General features: G+C 64.8%; 16 protein-coding genes. 4 read left to right on the forward strand and 12 right to left on the reverse strand.

Annotated features, from left to right (window positions below; all coding sequences use genetic code 11):
- Nucleotides 1-18: 18 nt before the first annotated feature.
- From IMX18_RS18905 to IMX18_RS18960, 12 genes are all read right to left on the reverse strand, one after another.
- On the reverse strand, nucleotides 19-567 hold the full coding sequence (locus IMX18_RS18905; protein WP_003258915.1) for a hypothetical protein: 549 nt from the start codon (nucleotides 565-567) through the stop codon (nucleotides 19-21).
- A 29-nt stretch (nucleotides 568-596) separates the two neighbouring features.
- The gene (locus IMX18_RS18910; protein ID WP_015269162.1) at nucleotides 597-1,301 is read right to left on the reverse strand and encodes a TetR/AcrR family transcriptional regulator; all 705 of its coding nucleotides are present in this window, start codon (nucleotides 1,299-1,301) and stop codon (nucleotides 597-599) included.
- Between the two features lie 211 nt (nucleotides 1,302-1,512).
- The gene (gene lysS / locus IMX18_RS18915) at nucleotides 1,513-3,015 is read right to left on the reverse strand and encodes a lysine--tRNA ligase (protein ID WP_013971217.1); all 1,503 of its coding nucleotides are present in this window, start codon (nucleotides 3,013-3,015) and stop codon (nucleotides 1,513-1,515) included.
- A gap of 92 nt (nucleotides 3,016-3,107) precedes the next feature.
- Nucleotides 3,108-4,203, reverse strand: a protein-coding gene (gene prfB / locus IMX18_RS18920; protein WP_096009945.1) for a peptide chain release factor 2 whose coding sequence is annotated in 2 segments (ribosomal slippage) — nucleotides 3,108-4,130 and nucleotides 4,132-4,203 — 1,095 coding nt in all. Because the reading frame shifts where the segments join, the coding sequence is not laid out codon by codon here.
- Between the two features lie 111 nt (nucleotides 4,204-4,314).
- Nucleotides 4,315-5,319 carry a Wsp signal transduction system regulator diguanylate cyclase WspR gene (wspR, locus tag IMX18_RS18925; RefSeq protein WP_015269160.1) on the reverse strand — a complete coding sequence of 335 codons (1,005 nt, stop codon included), beginning with the start codon at nucleotides 5,317-5,319 and terminating at the stop codon, nucleotides 4,315-4,317.
- 51 nt (nucleotides 5,320-5,370) lie between these two features.
- The gene (wspF, locus tag IMX18_RS18930; RefSeq protein ID WP_013971215.1) at nucleotides 5,371-6,384 is read right to left on the reverse strand and encodes a Wsp signal transduction system protein-glutamate methylesterase WspF; all 1,014 of its coding nucleotides are present in this window, start codon (nucleotides 6,382-6,384) and stop codon (nucleotides 5,371-5,373) included.
- Nucleotides 6,381-8,684 carry a hybrid sensor histidine kinase/response regulator gene (locus IMX18_RS18935; RefSeq protein WP_054573214.1) on the reverse strand — a complete coding sequence of 768 codons (2,304 nt, stop codon included), beginning with the start codon at nucleotides 8,682-8,684 and terminating at the stop codon, nucleotides 6,381-6,383. The genes wspF and IMX18_RS18935 overlap by 4 nt, the downstream gene beginning before the upstream one ends.
- Nucleotides 8,681-9,343 (reverse strand): chemotaxis protein CheW, encoded by a 663-nt coding sequence (locus tag IMX18_RS18940; RefSeq protein WP_013971213.1) that lies wholly within the window; start codon nucleotides 9,341-9,343, stop codon nucleotides 8,681-8,683. Before IMX18_RS18940 ends, IMX18_RS18935 begins: the two co-directional genes overlap by 4 nt.
- Complete coding sequence (locus IMX18_RS18945) at nucleotides 9,340-10,614, reverse strand: CheR family methyltransferase (protein WP_015269157.1); 1,275 nt, start codon at nucleotides 10,612-10,614, stop codon at nucleotides 9,340-9,342. Before IMX18_RS18945 ends, IMX18_RS18940 begins: the two co-directional genes overlap by 4 nt.
- Nucleotides 10,611-11,117 (reverse strand): chemotaxis protein CheW, encoded by a 507-nt coding sequence (locus tag IMX18_RS18950; RefSeq protein ID WP_015269156.1) that lies wholly within the window; start codon nucleotides 11,115-11,117, stop codon nucleotides 10,611-10,613. The genes IMX18_RS18945 and IMX18_RS18950 overlap by 4 nt, the downstream gene beginning before the upstream one ends.
- Before the next feature lie 5 nt (nucleotides 11,118-11,122).
- Nucleotides 11,123-12,745, reverse strand: a complete 1,623-nt coding sequence (locus tag IMX18_RS18955; RefSeq protein WP_015269155.1) for a methyl-accepting chemotaxis protein — start codon at nucleotides 12,743-12,745, stop codon at nucleotides 11,123-11,125.
- A 256-nt stretch (nucleotides 12,746-13,001) separates the two neighbouring features.
- The gene (locus IMX18_RS18960; RefSeq protein ID WP_015269154.1) at nucleotides 13,002-13,694 is read right to left on the reverse strand and encodes a tellurite resistance TerB family protein; all 693 of its coding nucleotides are present in this window, start codon (nucleotides 13,692-13,694) and stop codon (nucleotides 13,002-13,004) included.
- 218 nt (nucleotides 13,695-13,912) lie between these two features.
- Here IMX18_RS18960 and ydcS point away from each other — a divergent pair, with 218 nt between their 5' ends.
- The 4 genes from ydcS to IMX18_RS18980 all read left to right on the forward strand — a co-directional run bounded on the left by ydcS (nucleotide 13,913) and on the right by IMX18_RS18980 (nucleotide 17,959).
- Nucleotides 13,913-15,064: a putative ABC transporter substrate-binding protein YdcS gene (gene ydcS, locus IMX18_RS18965; protein WP_039612798.1), complete on the forward strand. Its 1,152-nt coding sequence runs from the start codon at nucleotides 13,913-13,915 to the stop codon at nucleotides 15,062-15,064.
- Between the two features lie 148 nt (nucleotides 15,065-15,212).
- Nucleotides 15,213-16,250 carry an ABC transporter ATP-binding protein gene (locus IMX18_RS18970; RefSeq protein WP_015269152.1) on the forward strand — a complete coding sequence of 346 codons (1,038 nt, stop codon included), beginning with the start codon at nucleotides 15,213-15,215 and terminating at the stop codon, nucleotides 16,248-16,250.
- Between the two features lies 1 nt (nucleotide 16,251).
- A complete protein-coding gene (locus IMX18_RS18975; protein ID WP_015269151.1) occupies nucleotides 16,252-17,163 on the forward strand; it encodes an ABC transporter permease in 912 nt (303 codons plus the stop codon).
- Nucleotides 17,153-17,959, forward strand: coding sequence for an ABC transporter permease (locus IMX18_RS18980; RefSeq protein WP_015269150.1), 807 nt, complete (start codon nucleotides 17,153-17,155; stop codon nucleotides 17,957-17,959). Before IMX18_RS18975 ends, IMX18_RS18980 begins: the two co-directional genes overlap by 11 nt.
- Nucleotides 17,960-17,974 lie beyond the last annotated feature (15 nt).

Raw genomic sequence — 17,974 nt, forward strand, 5'->3', positions numbered from 1 at the left:
CTGGGCCGGCACAGGTAATTACTTGCCGGAGCGCTGGAACCGCGCCACTTCAACGAACAGGTCGGAGTTGGCCGGGTCGTCCAGGTACGCCAGCACCCGCGCCGACGGGCTGTCGATCAGCACGCCGTCGCCGTTGTCTTCCGGCACTTCGGTGCTGCGCCCGGTCAGCTCCTTCTTGTCCACCGCCTGCTGCACCTGCTCGACATCCAGGTTGTAGACCACCAGTTCCTTGCCATCGACGATATCGAAACCGCCGATCAGGAAATTGCCACCCAGGCGCTTCGGCACGCCAGCCGACAGGTACCAGCGGTTGCCGTGGCGCGACACGGTGAACACGTATTCCTCAGGGGCCTTGCCTTTGGCCGTGGCCACCGCCTTGTAGGCATCACCGCCGCTACGGCTGATCACCAACTTCAGCGGCTCGCCCCAGGCGTCCTTGCTGCTCCACTTGCCGAGCAGGGCCTTGGGCGCCGCCTGGTTGCTAGGCAAGGGCTCGTGGAAGGTCACCAGACAACCGCCCAGCAGCAGGAATGACAGAGTCAACAACACCACACGCCAGGCTTTCATCAGGTTCTCCTTGAAAAGTCGGTCTCGGCTCAGGCCGATGCAAGCACCAGCTGCAGGTATCGGCTAAGCATAGCGAGCATCTGCCCATCGGCTTGCGCGTTCGCATCCTTGAGCAGGCCCTGATATTCCATCTGCTCGATAATCGCCGTCAACATTTGGGCGTCCTGTTCCGGTTGTTGCGAGCCCACCACCTGCAGCAATTGGCGGGTGCCATGCAGCAGGATCTGTTCATGGGCGCACACCAGTTGAGCCAGGCGCGGGCACAGTAGCGCCTCCTGGCGGAAGGCCTGCTCGGCCATCAGAAAATCACGGCGGTTCAGCAACTGTCGCTGCACGTAGTCGGCAGTCATGCGTGCTACCTCGTCAGCCAACCGCGCCCGCGCCTGCGGGCTGCCGTCACCCTGGGCCAGCAACTGGCGCAACACCACCTCGGTATTGGCCCACAGCTTGGCCATATAGGCGGCGCTGCGTTCGACGTACTGGGCAAAGGTATCGGTGAGCAGGTCCTCGATATCCTTGAAGTAGTAGGTGGTGGCCGACAATGGCACACCGGCCTCGGCGGCGACGGCGCGATGGCGCACACCGCGTACGCCATCGCGCACGACAATGCGCATGGCGGCATCGAGGATCAGTTGGCGACGCTGCTCGCTGCCCTGGCGGGCAGTCTTGCGGCCTTGGTATTGCACGCTTTCGGCGACGGCGGTGGCGATGCCGGCGGCGCCCTGGTGAGGCATTGCGGGTGTCACAGGGGGTACCTCATGGTTCAAGTCATCTGCAGCCTGTACCGGCCCTATCGCCGGCAAACCAGCTCCCACAGGTACTGCACAAGTCCTGAAGATTGTGGGAACCCTGTGGGAGCTGGCTTGCCGGCGATAGGGCCGGTACTGACAACATAAAGCTTCAGGCAAGAAAAAGCCGCCTCGAAAGGCGGCTCATTCAATTCACTCAGGCCTGCGGACGCATGTGCGGGAACAGGATCACGTCGCGGATCGACGGCGAGTTGGTCAACAGCATCACCAGGCGGTCGATACCGATACCTTCACCTGCAGTCGGCGGCATGCCGTACTCCAGTGCGCGAACGAAGTCGGCGTCGTAGTGCATGGCTTCGTCGTCACCGGCGTCCTTCTCGGCCACCTGGGCCAGGAAGCGCTCGGCCTGGTCTTCGGCATCGTTGAGCTCGGAGTAGGCGTTGGCGATCTCGCGGCCACCGATGAACAGTTCGAAACGGTCGGTAACAGCCGGGTTGTCGTCGTTGCGACGGGCCAGCGGCGATACTTCGAACGGGTACTCGGTGATGAAGTGCGGCTGCTCCAGCTTGTGCTCGACCAGCTCTTCGAAAATCATCACCTGCAGCTTGCCCAGGCCCTCGTGGCCCAGCACCTTGGCACCGGCCTTTTTGGCGATGTCGCGGGCGCGGTCGACGTCCTGCAGGTCGGCAGCGGTCAGCTCCGGGTTGTACTTGAGGATCGAGTCGAATACCGACAGGCGGGCGAACGGCTCGCCGAAGTGGAACACCTTGTCGCCGTACGGCACGTCGGTAGTGCCCAGTACCAGCTGCGCCAGCTCGCGGAACAGTTCCTCGGTGAGGTCCATGTTGTCGCGGTAGTCGGCGTAGGCCTGGTAGAACTCGAGCATGGTGAATTCAGGGTTGTGACGAGTCGAAACGCCTTCGTTACGGAAGTTGCGGTTGATCTCGAATACCTTCTCGAAGCCACCAACCACCAGGCGCTTGAGGTACAGCTCCGGCGCGATACGCAGGAACATGGCCATGTCCAGGGCGTTGTGGTGGGTTTCGAACGGCTTGGCCGCGGCACCGCCCGGGATGGTTTGCAGCATCGGCGTCTCGACTTCGAGGAAGTCGCGCTCGATGAGGAACTTGCGGATGTGCGAGATCACCTGCGAACGCACACGGAAGGTGTGACGGGTTTCTTCATTGACCATCAGGTCGACGTAACGCTGGCGGTAGCGCTGCTCGGTGTCGGTCAGGCCGTGGTGCTTGTCGGGCAGCGGGCGCAGCGACTTGGTCAGCAGGCGCACGTTGGTCATTTCGACGTACAGATCGCCCTTGCCGGAACGGGCCAGGGTACCTTCGGCGCTGATGATGTCGCCCAGGTCCCAGGTCTTGACCGCGGCCAGGGTTTCTTCCGGCAGGGTCTTGCGGTTGACGTAGACCTGGATACGGCCGGTCATGTCCTGAATGACCATGAACGAGCCGCGGTTGAGCATGATGCGGCCGGCAACCTTGACCGGAATCGCTGCAGCTTCCAGTTCTTCCTTGGTCTTGTCCGCATACTGCTTCTGCAGGTCGTTGCAGTAGCTGTCGCGACGGAAGTCATTGGGGAAGGCATTGCCCTTGGCGCGCTCGGCGGCAAGCTTTTCCTTGCGCAGGGCGATCAGGGCGTTTTCTTCCTGTTGCAGGTCTTGCGCTTCGGTCTTGAGGTCGCTCATTTCGTCATTCTTTCCATCAGGTGTTCGGTGCCCCTTTCGGGCAGGGCACGCGGTACCGGCCCAGGCCAGGTACCGCGGCGGTTGTGTGCGATTTACAGCCCTTGCTTGAGGCTCGCTTCCAGGTACTGGTCGAGGTCGCCGTCCAATACCTTCTGGCAGTCGCTGCGCTCGACACCGGTACGCAGGTCCTTGATACGCGAGTCATCCAGCACGTAGGAGCGGATCTGGTGGCCCCAGCCGATGTCCGACTTGCTGTCTTCCAGCGCCTGCGAGGCGGCGTTGCGCTTCTGCATTTCCAGCTCGTACAACTTGGCCCGCAGCATTTTCATGGCGGTGTCCTTGTTGGCGTGCTGGGAGCGTTCGTTCTGGCAGGCCACCACGGTGTTGGTCGGTACGTGGGTAATACGCACCGCCGAGTCGGTGGTGTTCACGTGCTGACCACCGGCACCGGAGGAACGGTAGGTGTCGATACGCAGGTCGGCCGGGTTGATCTCGATCTCGACCTTGTCGTCGATCTCGGGCGACACGAACACCGCCGAGAACGAGGTGTGGCGACGGGCACCGGAGTCGAACGGGCTCTTGCGCACCAGGCGGTGCACGCCGATCTCGGTGCGCAGCCAGCCGAAGGCGTACTCGCCCTTGATATGCACGGTGGCGCCCTTGATACCGGCGACTTCACCTTCGGAAAGCTCGATGATGGTAGCGTCGAAACCACGCTTGTCGGCCCAGCGCAGGTACATGCGCAGCAGGATGTTGGCCCAGTCCTGCGCCTCGGTACCGCCGGAGCCGGCCTGGATGTCCAGGTAGGCGTTGTTCATGTCCATCTCGCCGCTGAACATGCGACGGAACTCAAGCAGGGCCAGGGACTCTTCCAGGGCTTGCAGCTCGGTCTCGACGTCGCTTACGGCGCCTTCATCCTCTTCCTCGACGGCCATGTCGAGCAGGTCCTTGCAGTCGGACAGGCCATTGGACAGTTTGTCCAGGGTCTCGACGACCTGCGCCAGCATGGCACGCTCGCGGCCCAGGGCCTGGGCGTACTCGGGCTTGTTCCAGACGTTGGGGTCTTCCAGCTCGCGGTTGACTTCGATCAGGCGGTCATGCTTGTGATCGTAGTCAAAGATACCCCCGAATGGACTGGGAACGCTCGGTGAGGTCCTTGATGGTGTTCAGGATCGGTTGGATTTCCATGGGCTGGCTACTCGCACGAATTCGGTGAAAAGCCTGCGAGTATAACCGAGTCCGCCGCAGGGCGGCAGACCCGCCGGGCGCCGAATGGCTGCAATTACCGTGCAGGCCCTGTCAGGCGATGCCAACCTGGTTGCGCCCGCCATTCTTGGCCTGGTACAGGCCTTTGTCCGCAGCCGAGATCAGTTGCCGGCTATGGCTGCCGATGGACGGAGTCTGGGTGGCCAGGCCAATGCTCACGGTCAGATACGAGTCGGGCACCGGCGCGGTGTGCGGGATGCCCAGGCCGAGCACGGTCTGGCGCAGCTTCTCGGCCATCAGGCGTGCCCCACCCGGCGAGGTGTTGGGCAATACCAGGACGAATTCCTCGCCACCATAGCGCGCCGGCAGGTCGGTCGGCCGCGAGCACGAGCCGCGGATCGCTTCGGCCACCTGGCGCAAGGCCTCGTCACCGGCCAGGTGGCCAAAGCTGTCGTTGTAGGCCTTGAAGTAGTCCACGTCGATCATCAGCAGCGACAACTGCTGCTGCTCACGCATGGCCCGGCGCCATTCCAGTTCCAGGTACTCGTCGAAGTGGCGGCGGTTGGACAACCCGGTCAGGCCATCGGAGTTCATCAGCCGCTGCAGCATCAGGTTGGTATCGAGCAGTTGCTGCTGGCTGACACGCAAAGCGCGGTAGGCCTCGTCGCGCTGCAACAGGGTAAGGTAGGAACGCGAGTGATAGCGGATGCGCGCCACCAGCTCGATGGTGTCCGGCAGCTTGACCAGGTAATCGTTGGCCCCGGCAGCAAAGGCTGCGCTCTTGACCAGCGGGTCCTCCTTGGTCGACAGGACGATGATCGGGATATCCTGGGTAGCCGGGTTGTTGCGGTATTCACGCACCAGGGTCAGCCCGTCCAGGCCAGGCATGATCAGGTCCTGCAGGATCACCGTGGGCTTGATGCGCACGGCCTGGGCCACCGCCTGGTGCGGGTCGGCGCAGAAGTGGAAGTCGATGTTCTCTTCATGGGCCAGGCCACGCCGCACCGCCTCGCCGATCATGGCCTGGTCGTCGACCAGCAGCACCATCGCCGAGTTCTCGTTGGGGGTCGTGAAACCTTCGATCGGTAAATCATTCATACCTGTTCACCCGATCACTGCCGGCCTGGCGGCGTGATTCAATACACTTCGTCATTTTGCGAAAAATTCCATCAAGCGCCCGGCTATGCGTTCCAGCGGGCGGATTTCCACTGCGGCATCGATGGCCGCAGCGGCCTTGGGCATCCCGTACACCGCACTGCTGGCCTGGTCCTGGGCAATGGTCAGGAAACCCTGCTGGCGCATCAGCTTCAGGCCCTGGGCACCATCGCGACCCATGCCGGTAAGCAACACACCCACCGCATCGCCGGTCCAATAGCGCGCCACACTCTCGAAGAACACATCGATCGAGGGCCGGTAAATTTCATTGACAGGTTCGGCAGTGTAGGCCAGTTGGCCGTTCTGTAGCAGGCGGATGTGGTGATTGGTGCCGGCCAGCAATACCTGCCCCGGCTGTGGTGGCTCGCCCTCACGGGCCAGGCGCACCGGCAAGCCGGCGGCGCTGCTGAGCCATTCTGCCATGCCCGCGGCAAATACCTGGTCCACATGCTGGACCAGCACGATGGCCGCCGGAAACGCCGCCGGCAGGCCCTTGAGCAGTACTTCGAGGGCCGCCGGGCCGCCAGCGGACGAACCGATCGCAACCAGCCCGCGGTGCTGTGACGCCGCCCGCACGGGTGCGGCGACCGGGCGTGCGGCCGGTGCGCGCTGCTGACCAATCAACCAGCTTATGTTGAGGATCTTGCGCAGCAGTGGCGCTGCCGCTTCACGCGGATCGCCCGCCCCCAGCGCCGGCGTGTCGACCACGTCGAGGGCGCCGTGGCCCATGGCCTCGAATACCCGGTGCACGTTCTGCTTGCGATCGACCGTGACGATGACGATGGCGCAAGGGGTTTCGGCCATGATCCGCCGGGTGGCCTCGACGCCATCCATGACCGGCATGATCAGGTCCATGAGGATCAGGTCTGGCTGCTGCTCGGTGCAGCGCTGCACCGCCTCGGCGCCATTACTGGCCACCCACACCACCTGATGCGCCGGTTCGAGGGCAACCGCCCGGCGCAGCGCCTCGACGGCCATGGGCATGTCGTTGACGATGGCGATCTTCATCCCTGAGCACCTCCGATCAGCTCAACCACAGCATCCAGCAACGCATCGTCATGGAAACTGGCCTTTGCCAAATAGTAGTCGGCGCCGGCATCCAGGCCCCGCCGTCGGTCTTCCTCACGGTCCTTGTAGGACACCACCATCACCGGCAGCGATTGCAGGCGCTGGTCGCGGCGTACCAGGGTGACCAGCTCGATGCCGTCCATGCGCGGCATGTCGATATCAGTGATCAGCAGGTCGAAGTCCTCGCCACGCAAGGCGTTCCAGCCGTCCATGCCATCCACCGCAACGGCCACGTCGTAGCCACGGTTGCCGAGCAGCTTGCGCTGCAGTTCACGCACGGTCAGCGAATCATCGACCACCAGGATGCGCTGGCGCGCCACGCCACGGGTGCCGCTGCTGCCGCGGTCGATGCGTTCCAGGCTGCCGGTGCTGAGCAGCTTCTCCACCGAACGCAGCAGGTCCTCCACATCGACGATCAGCACCACCGAGCCATCGTCGAGCAGGGCGCCGGAAGAGATGTCCTGCACCTTGCCCAGCCGTGGGTCGAGCGGCATCACCACCAGCACCCGCTCGCCCACCAGTCGCTCCACGGCTACCCCGTACAACTGCTCGCGCTCGCGGATCACCACCACGCGCAGGTTGCTCTCCTGCGTTTGCCCGGCCGGGCGATTGAGCAGTTGGCTGGCCGCGACCAGGCCTATGTGCCGGCCTTCGTGCCAGAAATGCTGGCGCCCCTCGATCTGCACGATCTCTTCGGCACTTACTTCGAGCGTGCGTTCGATATGAGCGAGCGGGAAGGCATAGGCCTCGCCACCCACCTCGACCACCAGGCTGCGCACAACCGACAAGGTCAGTGGCACCTGCAAATGGAAACGGCAGCCCTGCCCGGCCAGCTGGGTCAGCTCTATCGAACCGCGCAGCTCCCGGATCATGTGCTGCACCGCATCCAGGCCGACACCGCGCCCGGACACCTCGGTGACTTTGTCGCGCAGGCTGAAACCGGGCAGGAACAGGAATGTCAGCAACTCTTCCTCGCTCATGCGCGCCACCGTGTCAGCGGGCGACAGGGCGCGCTCGACAATGCTGCTGCGCAGGCGTTCGAGGTCGATGCCGGCACCGTCGTCGATCAGTTCCAGGCTGAGCATACCGGCCTGGTGCGAGGCCCGCAGGCGGATCACGCCCTCCTCCGCCTTGCCCGCCAGCAGGCGCCGCTCGGGCAGCTCGATGCCGTGGTCGACCGCGTTGCGCAACAGGTGGGTCAACGGTGCCTCGAGCTTTTCCAGCACATCACGGTCGACCTGGGTCTTTTCCCCTTCCACCAACAGCCGCACCGGCTTGCCCAGCGAACGACCAAGGTCGCGCACCATGCGGCTCTGGCCGGTCAGCACATCGGCAAACGGCCGCATCCGGCAGGCCAGCGCGGTGTCGTAGAGCAGTTGTGCGCGCTGGCTGGCCTGCCAGCCGAACTCGTCCAGGTCGGCAGCCTGCTGCTGCAGGATCTGCTGGGTTTCCGCCAGCAGGCGCTGGGTCTGTGCCAGGGCTTCGAGCACCTCGCTGCTCTGGCCACTGTCCTCCAGTTGCAAGCGCAGGCCATCAAGCGCCTGCATGCCCTGGCCGTGCATGCGCTTGAGGCGCTGCAGGGTGGCCAGGTAAGGCTTGAGCCGCTGGGTTTCCACCAGCGACTTGCTGGACAGGTCGAGCAGGCTGTTGAGGCGGTCGGCGGTGACCCGCAGCACCCGCTCCGTACCTTCGCCGGTGCGCTTGCCGGCCTTGCGACGCGGGGCCAGCTCGGGCTCGGGCTCAGGCTCCAAGGGTTCGACGGGCAGCGGCAAAGGTTCGGCTTGCACGGTTTGCGCCGGCGCTTCCGGCAGCGCTGGCACGGCTGGCGGCGCGGGGGGCAAGGCTGCCGCCCCCGGGTCGAGCAGGTTGGCCATTTGCGCAAGGAACACCGGCAGGGTCGCCTGCGCCCCGGCATCGCCAGGCGTGGCGATGCGCATCAACAGGTCGGTGCCCTGCAACAGGGCATCGATATGCTCGGCGCTCAGCCGCAGGCGACCCTCCTGGGCGGCCACCAGGCAGTCCTCCATGACATGGGCGACGCTGACGCCAGCGTCCACTCCGACGATCCGCGCCGCGCCCTTCAGCGAGTGGGCCGCGCGCATGCAAGCCTCAAGCTGGTCGGCCTGCGTGGGATTACGCTCCAGCGCCATCAGGCCGGCACTGAGCACCTGGGTCTGCGCCTCGGCCTCCAGGCTGAACAGTTCGAGCAACGATGCGTCGCGCATTTGCTCTGGGGTCATGACAGGCTCCGCTGCACGGCAGACAGTAAATGTTGATCGTCCAGCACCCGCACGCTGCGGCCACGCCATTGCAGGACCGCTGCGGTGAAGTGGGAGGCGTCCTGCCCGCTGTTCAGCAGCAGCGGGTCGAGCCGGTGAATGCCGTCGATTTCCTCGACCGCCATCACCACCGGCCCGCCCTCCGCGGCCAGGATCAGCATGCGTGGCATCGCCCGGCCGCCACGTTGCTCGGCAGCGCTGGCCTGCACACCCAGCAAGTCAGCCAGTGACAGGCACGGCACCAGCGCACCACGTACGTTGGCCACCCCCTGCAGCACCCGCGAGCGCTGGTGCGGCAGCGAATGCACCGCCTGCAGCGGGGCAATTTCGGCCAGGCAGGCGGTGGGCAGCGCCAGCCATTCTTCGCCAAGGCGGAACAGCAGCATGGAGCGGCCAGTGTTTTCCTCCACCGGCGCAGCCACGGCGGCCTGGTGGTCCTGCATAAGTGCGTAGCGGTCGAGCAGGCGTGTGGCCGCTGCGGCATATACCTCGCAGTTGCGACAGTGAACATGACGCTCCAGCAATGGGCACTGCTTGTCGCCGTGCACGCCAATGCGGTTCCAGCAGTCATCGACGTGCGTGTCAGCCTCGGCGAGCAATTGCATCGCGGATTCCTTCATCGTTCAGACTCCCGGCCAACACGCGCGGCGCGCTCCTGCAGGCGCCGGGCACCGGCCAGGTCACCCTGGGCTGCCAGCAAGGCAGCCAGGTGTACCAGCGCCTCGGAGTGCTGCGGTTCCAGGTACAGGGCTTTGCGATAGTGGGTCAGAGCCTGCTGCGCATCGCCTTCGGTGTCGCTGAGCAGCCCCAGCCAGTAGTAAACCTGCGCCGAAGGCGCGAACTGGCCCAGGTAGCGCTGGCATTCGGCACGGGCCTGCTCGCTGGCACCGGCGTTGGCAAGCCGGGCAATGCTGGCCAGCAACTCAGTTGCATCCTCACGTTTGTGCTCGCGCGCCGGTGCTGGCTTGGCGGCAAAGGGGAGCACCCGCAATGGGCGCGGCAACGCTGCGCTCGGTAACGGAGAGCCTGGCTTGGCAGGTGCTGGCGACGTGCGACGCAAGGGCTGGACCGGGGGCGTAGCCAGCGCAGCGCTACCGCCCTCCTGGCGCACGTAGGCGAACGACTGGGCAATCCCCAGCGGGCGCATGCCCAACCGCGCCAGCAAGCTGCCTTCGGCGGGGCCGATGAACAGTACGCCCTGTGGATGCAGCAAGCGCTTGAGCACTTCGAACACCCGTTGCTGGGTCGGCACGTCGAAATAGATCAGCAGGTTGCGGCAGAACACGAAGTCGTACAGGCCATCGCGGCTGGCCAGGGCCGGGTCGAGTACGTTGCCCACCTGCAGGCTGACTTGGTCACGCACCCGCTCATGCAGGAGGTGGCCTTCGTCGAGCGCATCGAAGTAACGCTCGCGAAAGCCCAGGTTACTGCCACGGAAGGCATTGCGCCCGTACACGGCCTGCCCGGCCTTGGCCACGGAACTGGGGCTGATGTCCATGCCGTCGATCATGAACGCCCCCGGCGCGATACCGGCATCGAGCAAGGCCATGGCCAACGAATAGGGCTCCTCGCCGGTCGAGCAAGGCAGGCTGAGCAAGCGCAGCGGGCGCGCCCCGGCCAGCTCGGCCAGGCGCTTGTGCGCCAGGCTGGCCAAGGCGGTGAAGGATTCGGGGTAACGGAAGAACCAGGTTTCCGGAACGATGACCGCTTCGATCAACGCCTGTTGCTCATCCGTCGACTGCTGCAGGTGCAGCCAGTAATCATCCAGGTCCGCGGCGTCCACGGCCACGCAACGCTGGCGCAGCGCACGCTCGACCATGGGCGCGCCCACCGACTCCACGTCCAGGCCTATGCGCTCGCGCAAGTAGCGGAAGAAATGCTGTTCGTTCATGTCGGCATCCCTGTCGGATCACCCGCATACAGCAACTCGTGCACGGCATCGGGGAGCAGGTCGTTGACTTCGATGCGCTGCAACAAGCCCTGCTCATCCTGACGCACCGGGCCCAGGTACGGGGCCTCGCCGCTGTCCACGCCATACGGCTGGAACTCGTCGGGGTGGCAACGCAGGGTTTCGGTGGCCTGCTCCAGTATCAGGCCAAGCTGCAGGCCGACTCGGTAGTGCACCAGAACCAGGCGGGTACTGGTGCGCTGCGCTGCCGGCTGGCCGAAGCTCAATGCCGCCAGGTCGACCACCGGTACCAGCAGGCCTCGGTGCGCAAGGATGCCTGCGACCCAGGCAGGTGCCTTGGCGATCGGTTTCAGCGGCTGACGCGGCAGCACCTCGATCACCTCGTGCACGCTCAGGGCAAAGCGTTGCTCCCGAATGCGAAACTGCAGGTACAACGCCCCCTTGGCGTTGCCCGTCCGCGCGGCCCGCGATTGCAAGTCGTTCATCGCGGTCAGACTTTGAAGCGCGACACGCCGCCACGCAGGCCCGCGGCCACCTGGCTCAGCTCATCGATGGCGAAACTGGCCTGGCGCAGCGACTCGACTGTCTGGGTGCTGGCATCGCTGAGCTGGGCCAGCGCCTGGTTGATCTGCTCGGCACCGGTGGCCTGGGCCTGCATGCCTTCGTTGACCATCAGCACGCGCGGCGCCAGGGCCTGCACCTGGTGGATGATCTGGCTGAGCTGTTCGCCCACCTGCTGCACCTCGAACATGCCGCGGCGCACTTCTTCGGAAAACTTGTCCATGCCCATGACCCCGGCCGACACCGCCGACTGGATCTCGCGCACCATCTGCTCGATGTCGTAGGTGGCAACGGCGGTCTGGTCGGCCAGGCGGCGCACTTCGGTGGCCACCACGGCAAAGCCCCGGCCGTACTCGCCGGCCTTTTCCGCTTCGATGGCAGCGTTGAGCGACAGCAGGTTGGTCTGGTCGGCAACCTTGACAATGGTCACCACCATCTGGGTGATGTTGCTGGCCTTTTCGTTGAGGATGCCCAGCTTGGCGTTGACCAGGTCGGCGGCACCCATCACCTGGTGCATGGTTTCTTCCATGCGTGCCAGGCCCTGTTGGCCGGAGCCGGCCAGGCTGGAGGCCTGGTCGGCGGCCGAGGTAACTTCGGTCATGGTGCGCACCAGGTCACGCGAAGTGGCGGCGATTTCCCGCGAGGTGGCGCCGATTTCGGTGGTGGTGGCGGCCGTTTCGGTGGCGGTGGCCTGCTGTTGCTTGGAGGTTGCGGCAATTTCGGTCACCGAGGTGGTCACCTGCACCGACGAACGCTGGGCCTGGGCCACCAGGTTGGCCAGGGCCTCGGCCATTTCGTTGAAGCCGCTTTCGATGGCGCCGAACTCGTCCTTGCGGTCCAGGCTCAGGCGCATGCTCAGGTCGCCGGAGCGCAGTTTGTCGAGGGCATGGACAATGCGTTGCATGGGCGCGGTGATGGCGCGCATCAGCAACAGGCCGCAGATACCGGCGGCGATGATCGCCAGCAGCAGCGAAACCATCATGCTGCCCTTGGCGGTGCTCACGGCGCCGACGATCTCGTTGGTGTCGGTGTCGGCGGCGGCCCGGTTGTGCTCGATCACTTCGTTCAGAAGCTTGCGGCCTTCTACCCAGGCCGGGGTCAGCACATCGGTGATCAACCGCTGGGCTTCGGCATAGTCGTGCTTTCGATAGGCTTCCAGCACCTGCTCGATGATCTTGAGGTAGGCAACCTCCATCTGGATGAAGGCGTCGAACCGCGCCTGGTCGTCATCATCCTGAATGGTGCCCTGGTAGCTGGCCATGTGCTCTTTCAGGCGGTCCTGGAAGCTCTTGAACAGTTCCGCATCGGCCGAGGTGAATTCACGCTGGTTGGACAGGCCTACCAACTGCTGGCTAGCCACGTAACCGTCGACCCAGGCACTGCGGATCATCGAGCTGTAGTAGAGGCCGGGAATGCTGTCGGTCCCCACTGCCTGTTCGGCGGATGCGATGGTCACCAACCGCGAGTAGGCGGCCACGATCATCAGCAGCATGATGGCGATGATCACGGCGAAACTTGCCAGGATCCGTTGGCGCAAGGTCCAGTTCTTCACATTCAGCCCTCAGGAATTCACAACGAGCGGGAAAAATCGCCGAAGTATAGCCCAGGCGCCCAGTGCTCATGCGGCTGAAATGTGGGGTGACCAGGTAACCTTGCCGACAGACCGGTCATTTGTGCCCAACGCCATTGGGGCCGCTGTGCGGCCCATCGCCGGCAAGCCAGGCTCCCACCTCGACCGCATGACCTCAGGTCATGTGTGATCCCTGTGGGACCCGGCTTGCCGGCGATGGGCTGCAACGCAGCCCCCATCACTGGCCGGCGGCAAGCCTTGCCTGGCTTTCCAGCTCCTGGCGCAGGGCCGGGTCCAGGCGCAGCTGGCGGGCCAGTTCGTCCAGGTAGGCGCGCTCCATGAAGTTTTCCTGGTCGACCATCATCACGCTGGCCAGGTACATCTCGGCGGCCATTTCCGGCGTTTGCGCGGCACGGGCCACTTCGGCCGGGTCCAGCGGCTTGTTCAGCTCGGCATGCAGCCAGTGCTGCAACTCGCGGTCGTTGTCCAGGCGGGTGAATTCACCCTCGATCAGCGCACGCTCGCGTTCATCGATATGGCCATCTGACTTAGCCGCCGCCACCAGCGCCCGCAGCACCGCCTGGCTGTGCAGTTCGGCCTGGGCCGGCGGCAGGCGGTCGACGGTCTGCGGCTCGGCGGCGGCCACCTGCTGGCGCGCCTGCCAGTTGCCGTAGGCCTTGTAGGCCAGCACACCGAGCGCGGCCAGGCCGCCATAGGTAAGGGCCTTGCCGCCATACTTGCGGGCCTTCTTGTTGCCCAGCAGCAAGCCCATGGCGCCCGCCGCCAGGGCGCCGCCACCGGCACCGGAAAGCAGGCTGCCAAGGCCGCCGGCACTGGCGCCTGGCTTGCCAGAGCTGCCCTTGCCGGCCTGGCTGGCGAGCAAGTCCTGGCCGGACTTGAGCAACTGGTCGAGCAATCCCCGGGTGTTCATCAAACGGTCTCCACGTTGGCCAAGGGAGCCGTCAGGTTAAGCCCTGCCCGCCCGATCGCCATGGGGGGATTTGCTTCCGGATGTTGCATTGGCTGGCAAAAAGCCAACTAGACTCGATATCGCCAATACCGCGCGTAAACCGCACTACGCCTATAACGCTCGCTTCACGGCTTGCTTGATGACTGCCCCGACCAAAATCTCCAAGAAGAGGGAACACCATGTCAGTGCACAAGACCGCATTGCTCGGCGCAACCGCCTGCGCCGTGCTGGCCAGCGCCAGCCTGCAGGCTGCCGAACCGCCCAAGGCCCTGGGGCCCGGCGAGGGCCGCCTGGACATCGTCGCCTGGCCCGGCTACATCGAGCGCGGTGAAAGCGACAAGGCCTACGACTGGGTGACCGGCTTCGAGAAGGAAACCGGCTGCAAGGTCAGCGTCAAGACCGCCGCCACCTCGGACGAGATGGTCAGCCTGATGACCAAGGGCGGCTATGACCTGGTCACCGCCTCGGGCGATGCCTCGCTGCGGCTGATCGCGGGCAAGCGGGTACAGCCGATCAACACCGACTTGATCCCCAACTGGAAGAACATCGACCCACGGCTGCAGAACGGTGGCTGGTACGTGGTCGACAAGCGGGTCTACGGCACCCCGTACCAATGGGGCCCGAACGTGCTGCTGTACAACACCGACGTGTTCAAACAGGCGCCCACCACCTGGGGTGTGCTGTTCGAGCCGCAGAACCTGCCCGACGGCAAGCCGAACAAGGGCCGCGTGCAGGCCTACGATGGGCCGATCTACATCGCCGATGCGGCGTTGTACCTGAAGACGGCCAAACCGGAGCTGGGCATCCAGGACCCGTACGAGCTGAGCGAAGCGCAGTACAAGGCCGTGCTGGAACTGCTGCGCCAGCAGCAACCGCTGATCCACCGCTACTGGCATGACGCCACGGTGCAGATGAGCGACGTGAAAAACGAAGGCGTGGTTGCCTCCAGCTCCTGGGGCTACATGGTCAACGGCCTGAAGGCCGAGAAGCAGCCCGTGGCCTCGACCATTCCCAAAGAAGGCGCGACCGGCTGGGCCGACACCACCATGCTGCACAGCGAGGCCAAGCACCCCAACTGTGCCTACAAATGGATGGACTGGTCGCTGCAGCCGAAAGTACAAGGTGACGTGGCGGCCTGGTTCGGTTCGTTGCCGGCGGTGCCGGCGGCCTGCACCGGCAACGAGCTGCTGGGGGCCGAGGGCTGCAAGACCAACGGTTTCGACAACTTCGACAAGATCGCCTTCTGGAAAACCCCGCAGGCCCAGGGCGGCAAGTTCGTGCCGTATAGCCGCTGGACCCAGGATTACATTGCGATCATGGGCGGGCGCTGAGGGTTTCTTCACCTGTACCGGCCCTATCGCCGGCAAGCCGGCTCCCACAGGGCCCGCATAGGCCTTGAAGCCTGCACAGTACCTGTGGGAGCTGGCTTGCCGGCGATAGGGCCGGCACTGGCAATACAAGAACAACCGAGTACCGCCTATGCCCCTAGCCGTCCAGTTCACCCAGGTTTCCCGCACCTTCGGCGAGGTCAAGGCCGTCGACCAGGTCAGCATCGACATCATCGATGGCGAATTCTTCTCCATGCTCGGCCCCTCTGGCTCGGGCAAGACCACCTGCCTGCGCCTGATCGCAGGCTTCGAGCAACCCACCAGCGGTTCGATCCGCATCCACGGTGTCGAAGCTGCGGGCGTACCGCCCTACCAGCGCGACGTCAACACCGTATTCCAGGACTACGCCCTGTTCCCGCACATGAACGTACTGGACAACATCGCCTACGGCCTGAAGGTAAAAGGCGTGGCCAAGGCCGAACGCCACAGCCGCGCCGAAGAAGCCCTGGCGATGGTGGCCCTGGCCGGCTATGGCGCGCGAAAGCCGGCGCAGTTGTCCGGTGGCCAGCGCCAGCGCGTGGCCCTGGCCCGCGCGCTGGTCAATCGGCCACGGGTACTGCTGCTGGACGAGCCGCTTGGCGCGCTGGACCTGAAGTTGCGCGAACAGATGCAGGGCGAGCTGAAAAAGCTGCAACGCCAGTTGGGTATCACCTTCATCTTCGTCACCCACGATCAGACTGAGGCGCTGTCGATGTCCGATCGCGTCGCAGTATTCAACCGCGGCCGTATCGAGCAGGTCGACACCCCGCGCAACCTGTACATGCAGCCGGCCACCACCTTCGTCGCCGAATTCGTCGGCACCTCCAACGTTGTGCGCGGCGAACTGGCCACGTTGCTCAATGGCAGCCCGGCGCCCTTCTCCATCCGCCCCGAACACATCCGCCTCGGCGACCCGGCCACAGCCAGCCAGCACGTCCAGGTCAGCGGCCTGCTGCGCGATATCCAGTACCAGGGCAGTGCCACCCGCTACGAGCTGCAGCTGGACGGCGGCCAGCTGCTGGCGGTGAGCCAGGCCAACGACCGCTGGCAGGCGCAGGCACAGGCACAGGCATGGCAAACAGGGCAACGGGTACAGGCGCACTGGCCCCGTGAAGCCATGACAGTGCTGCAGGAAACGGAGGGCCGCTGACATGAGCACGCTGCGCGGCCTGTCCAACCTGCTGTACCGGCGCCCCAACCTGTACCTGGCCCTGCTGCTGATCCCACCGCTGACCTGGTTCGGCGCGATCTACCTGGGCTCGCTGCTGAACCTGCTGTGGCAAGGCTTCTATACCTTCGACGACTTCACCATGGCGGTGACCCCGGACCTGACCCTGGGCAATTTCGCCGCGCTGTTCAACCCGTCGAACTTCGACATCATCCTGCGCACCCTGGGAATGGCGCTGGCGGTGTCGCTGGCCAGCGCGGTGCTGGCCTTCCCCATCGCCTACTACATGGCGCGCTACACCAGCGGCAAGACCAAGGCATTTTTCTACATCGCAGTGATGATGCCGATGTGGGCCAGCTACATCGTCAAGACCTACGCCTGGACCCTGCTGCTGGCCAAGGGCGGCGTGGCCCAGTGGTTCGCCCAGCAACTGCACCTGGATGCCCTGCTGCAAATGGTGCTGACGGTGCCGGGCGTGGGCGGCAGCACGCTGTCGACTTCGCACCTGGGGCGCTTCATGGTGTTCGTGTACATCTGGCTGCCGTTCATGATCCTGCCGATCCAGGCCTCGCTGGAACGCTTGCCGCCGTCGCTGCTGCAAGCCTCGGCAGACCTGGGCGCCAGGCCCGGCCAAACCTTCGTGCAGGTGATCCTGCCGCTGTCGATCCCGGGCATCGCCGCCGGCTCGATCTTCACCTTCTCGCTGACCCTGGGCGACTTCATCGTGCCGCAGCTGATCGGCCCGCCCGGCTATTTCATCGGCAGCATGGTCTATGCCCAGCAAGGGGCGATCGGCAACATGCCGATGGCCGCCGCGTTCACCCTGGTGCCGATCGTGCTGATCGCGGTGTACCTGTCCATCGTCAAGCGACTGGGGGCCTTCGATGCACTCTGAAAAAGCCTCGACCGGGCTGCGCCTGGCGGCCTGGGGCGGATTGCTGTTCCTGCACTTCCCGATCCTGATCATCTTCCTGTACGCCTTCAACACCGAAGACGCGGCATTCAGCTTCCCGCCCAAGGGCTTAACCCTGAAGTGGTTCGCCGTGGCCTTTGCCCGGCCCGATGTGCTGGAAGCGATAAAGCTGTCGCTGCAGGTGGCCTGCCTGGCCACGCTGATCGCCCTGGTGCTCGGCACGCTGGCCTCGGCGGCGCTGTACAGGCGCAGCTTTTTCGGCAAGGAGAGCATTTCGCTGATGCTGATATTGCCTATTGCCCTGCCTGGCATCATTACCGGCATCGCCCTGCTCTCGGCGTTCAAGAGCCTGGGGATCGAGCCCGGCGTGTTCACCATCGTGGTCGGCCACGCCACGTTCTGCGTGGTGATCGTCTACAACAACGTGATCGCCCGCCTGCGGCGCACTTCGCAGAGCCTGATCGAAGCTTCGATGGACCTCGGTGCCGACGGTTGGCAAACCTTCCGCTACATCATCCTGCCCAACCTCGGTTCGGCGCTGCTGGCCGGTGGCATGCTGGCCTTTGCCCTGTCGTTCGACGAAATCATCGTCACCACATTCACTGCCGGCCACGAACGCACCCTGCCGATCTGGCTGCTCAACCAGCTCAGCCGCCCGCGCGACGTGCCGGTGACCAACGTGGTCGCCATGCTGGTGATGCTGGTGACCATGCTGCCGATACTTGGCGCCTATTACCTGACCCGTGGCGGCGAAAGCGTCGCGGGCAGCGGCAAATGACCCTGGAGGAGTCCC

The sequence above is a fragment of the Pseudomonas shirazica genome, from assembly GCF_015168335.1.
Lineage (GTDB): Bacteria > Pseudomonadota > Gammaproteobacteria > Pseudomonadales > Pseudomonadaceae > Aquipseudomonas > Aquipseudomonas asiatica.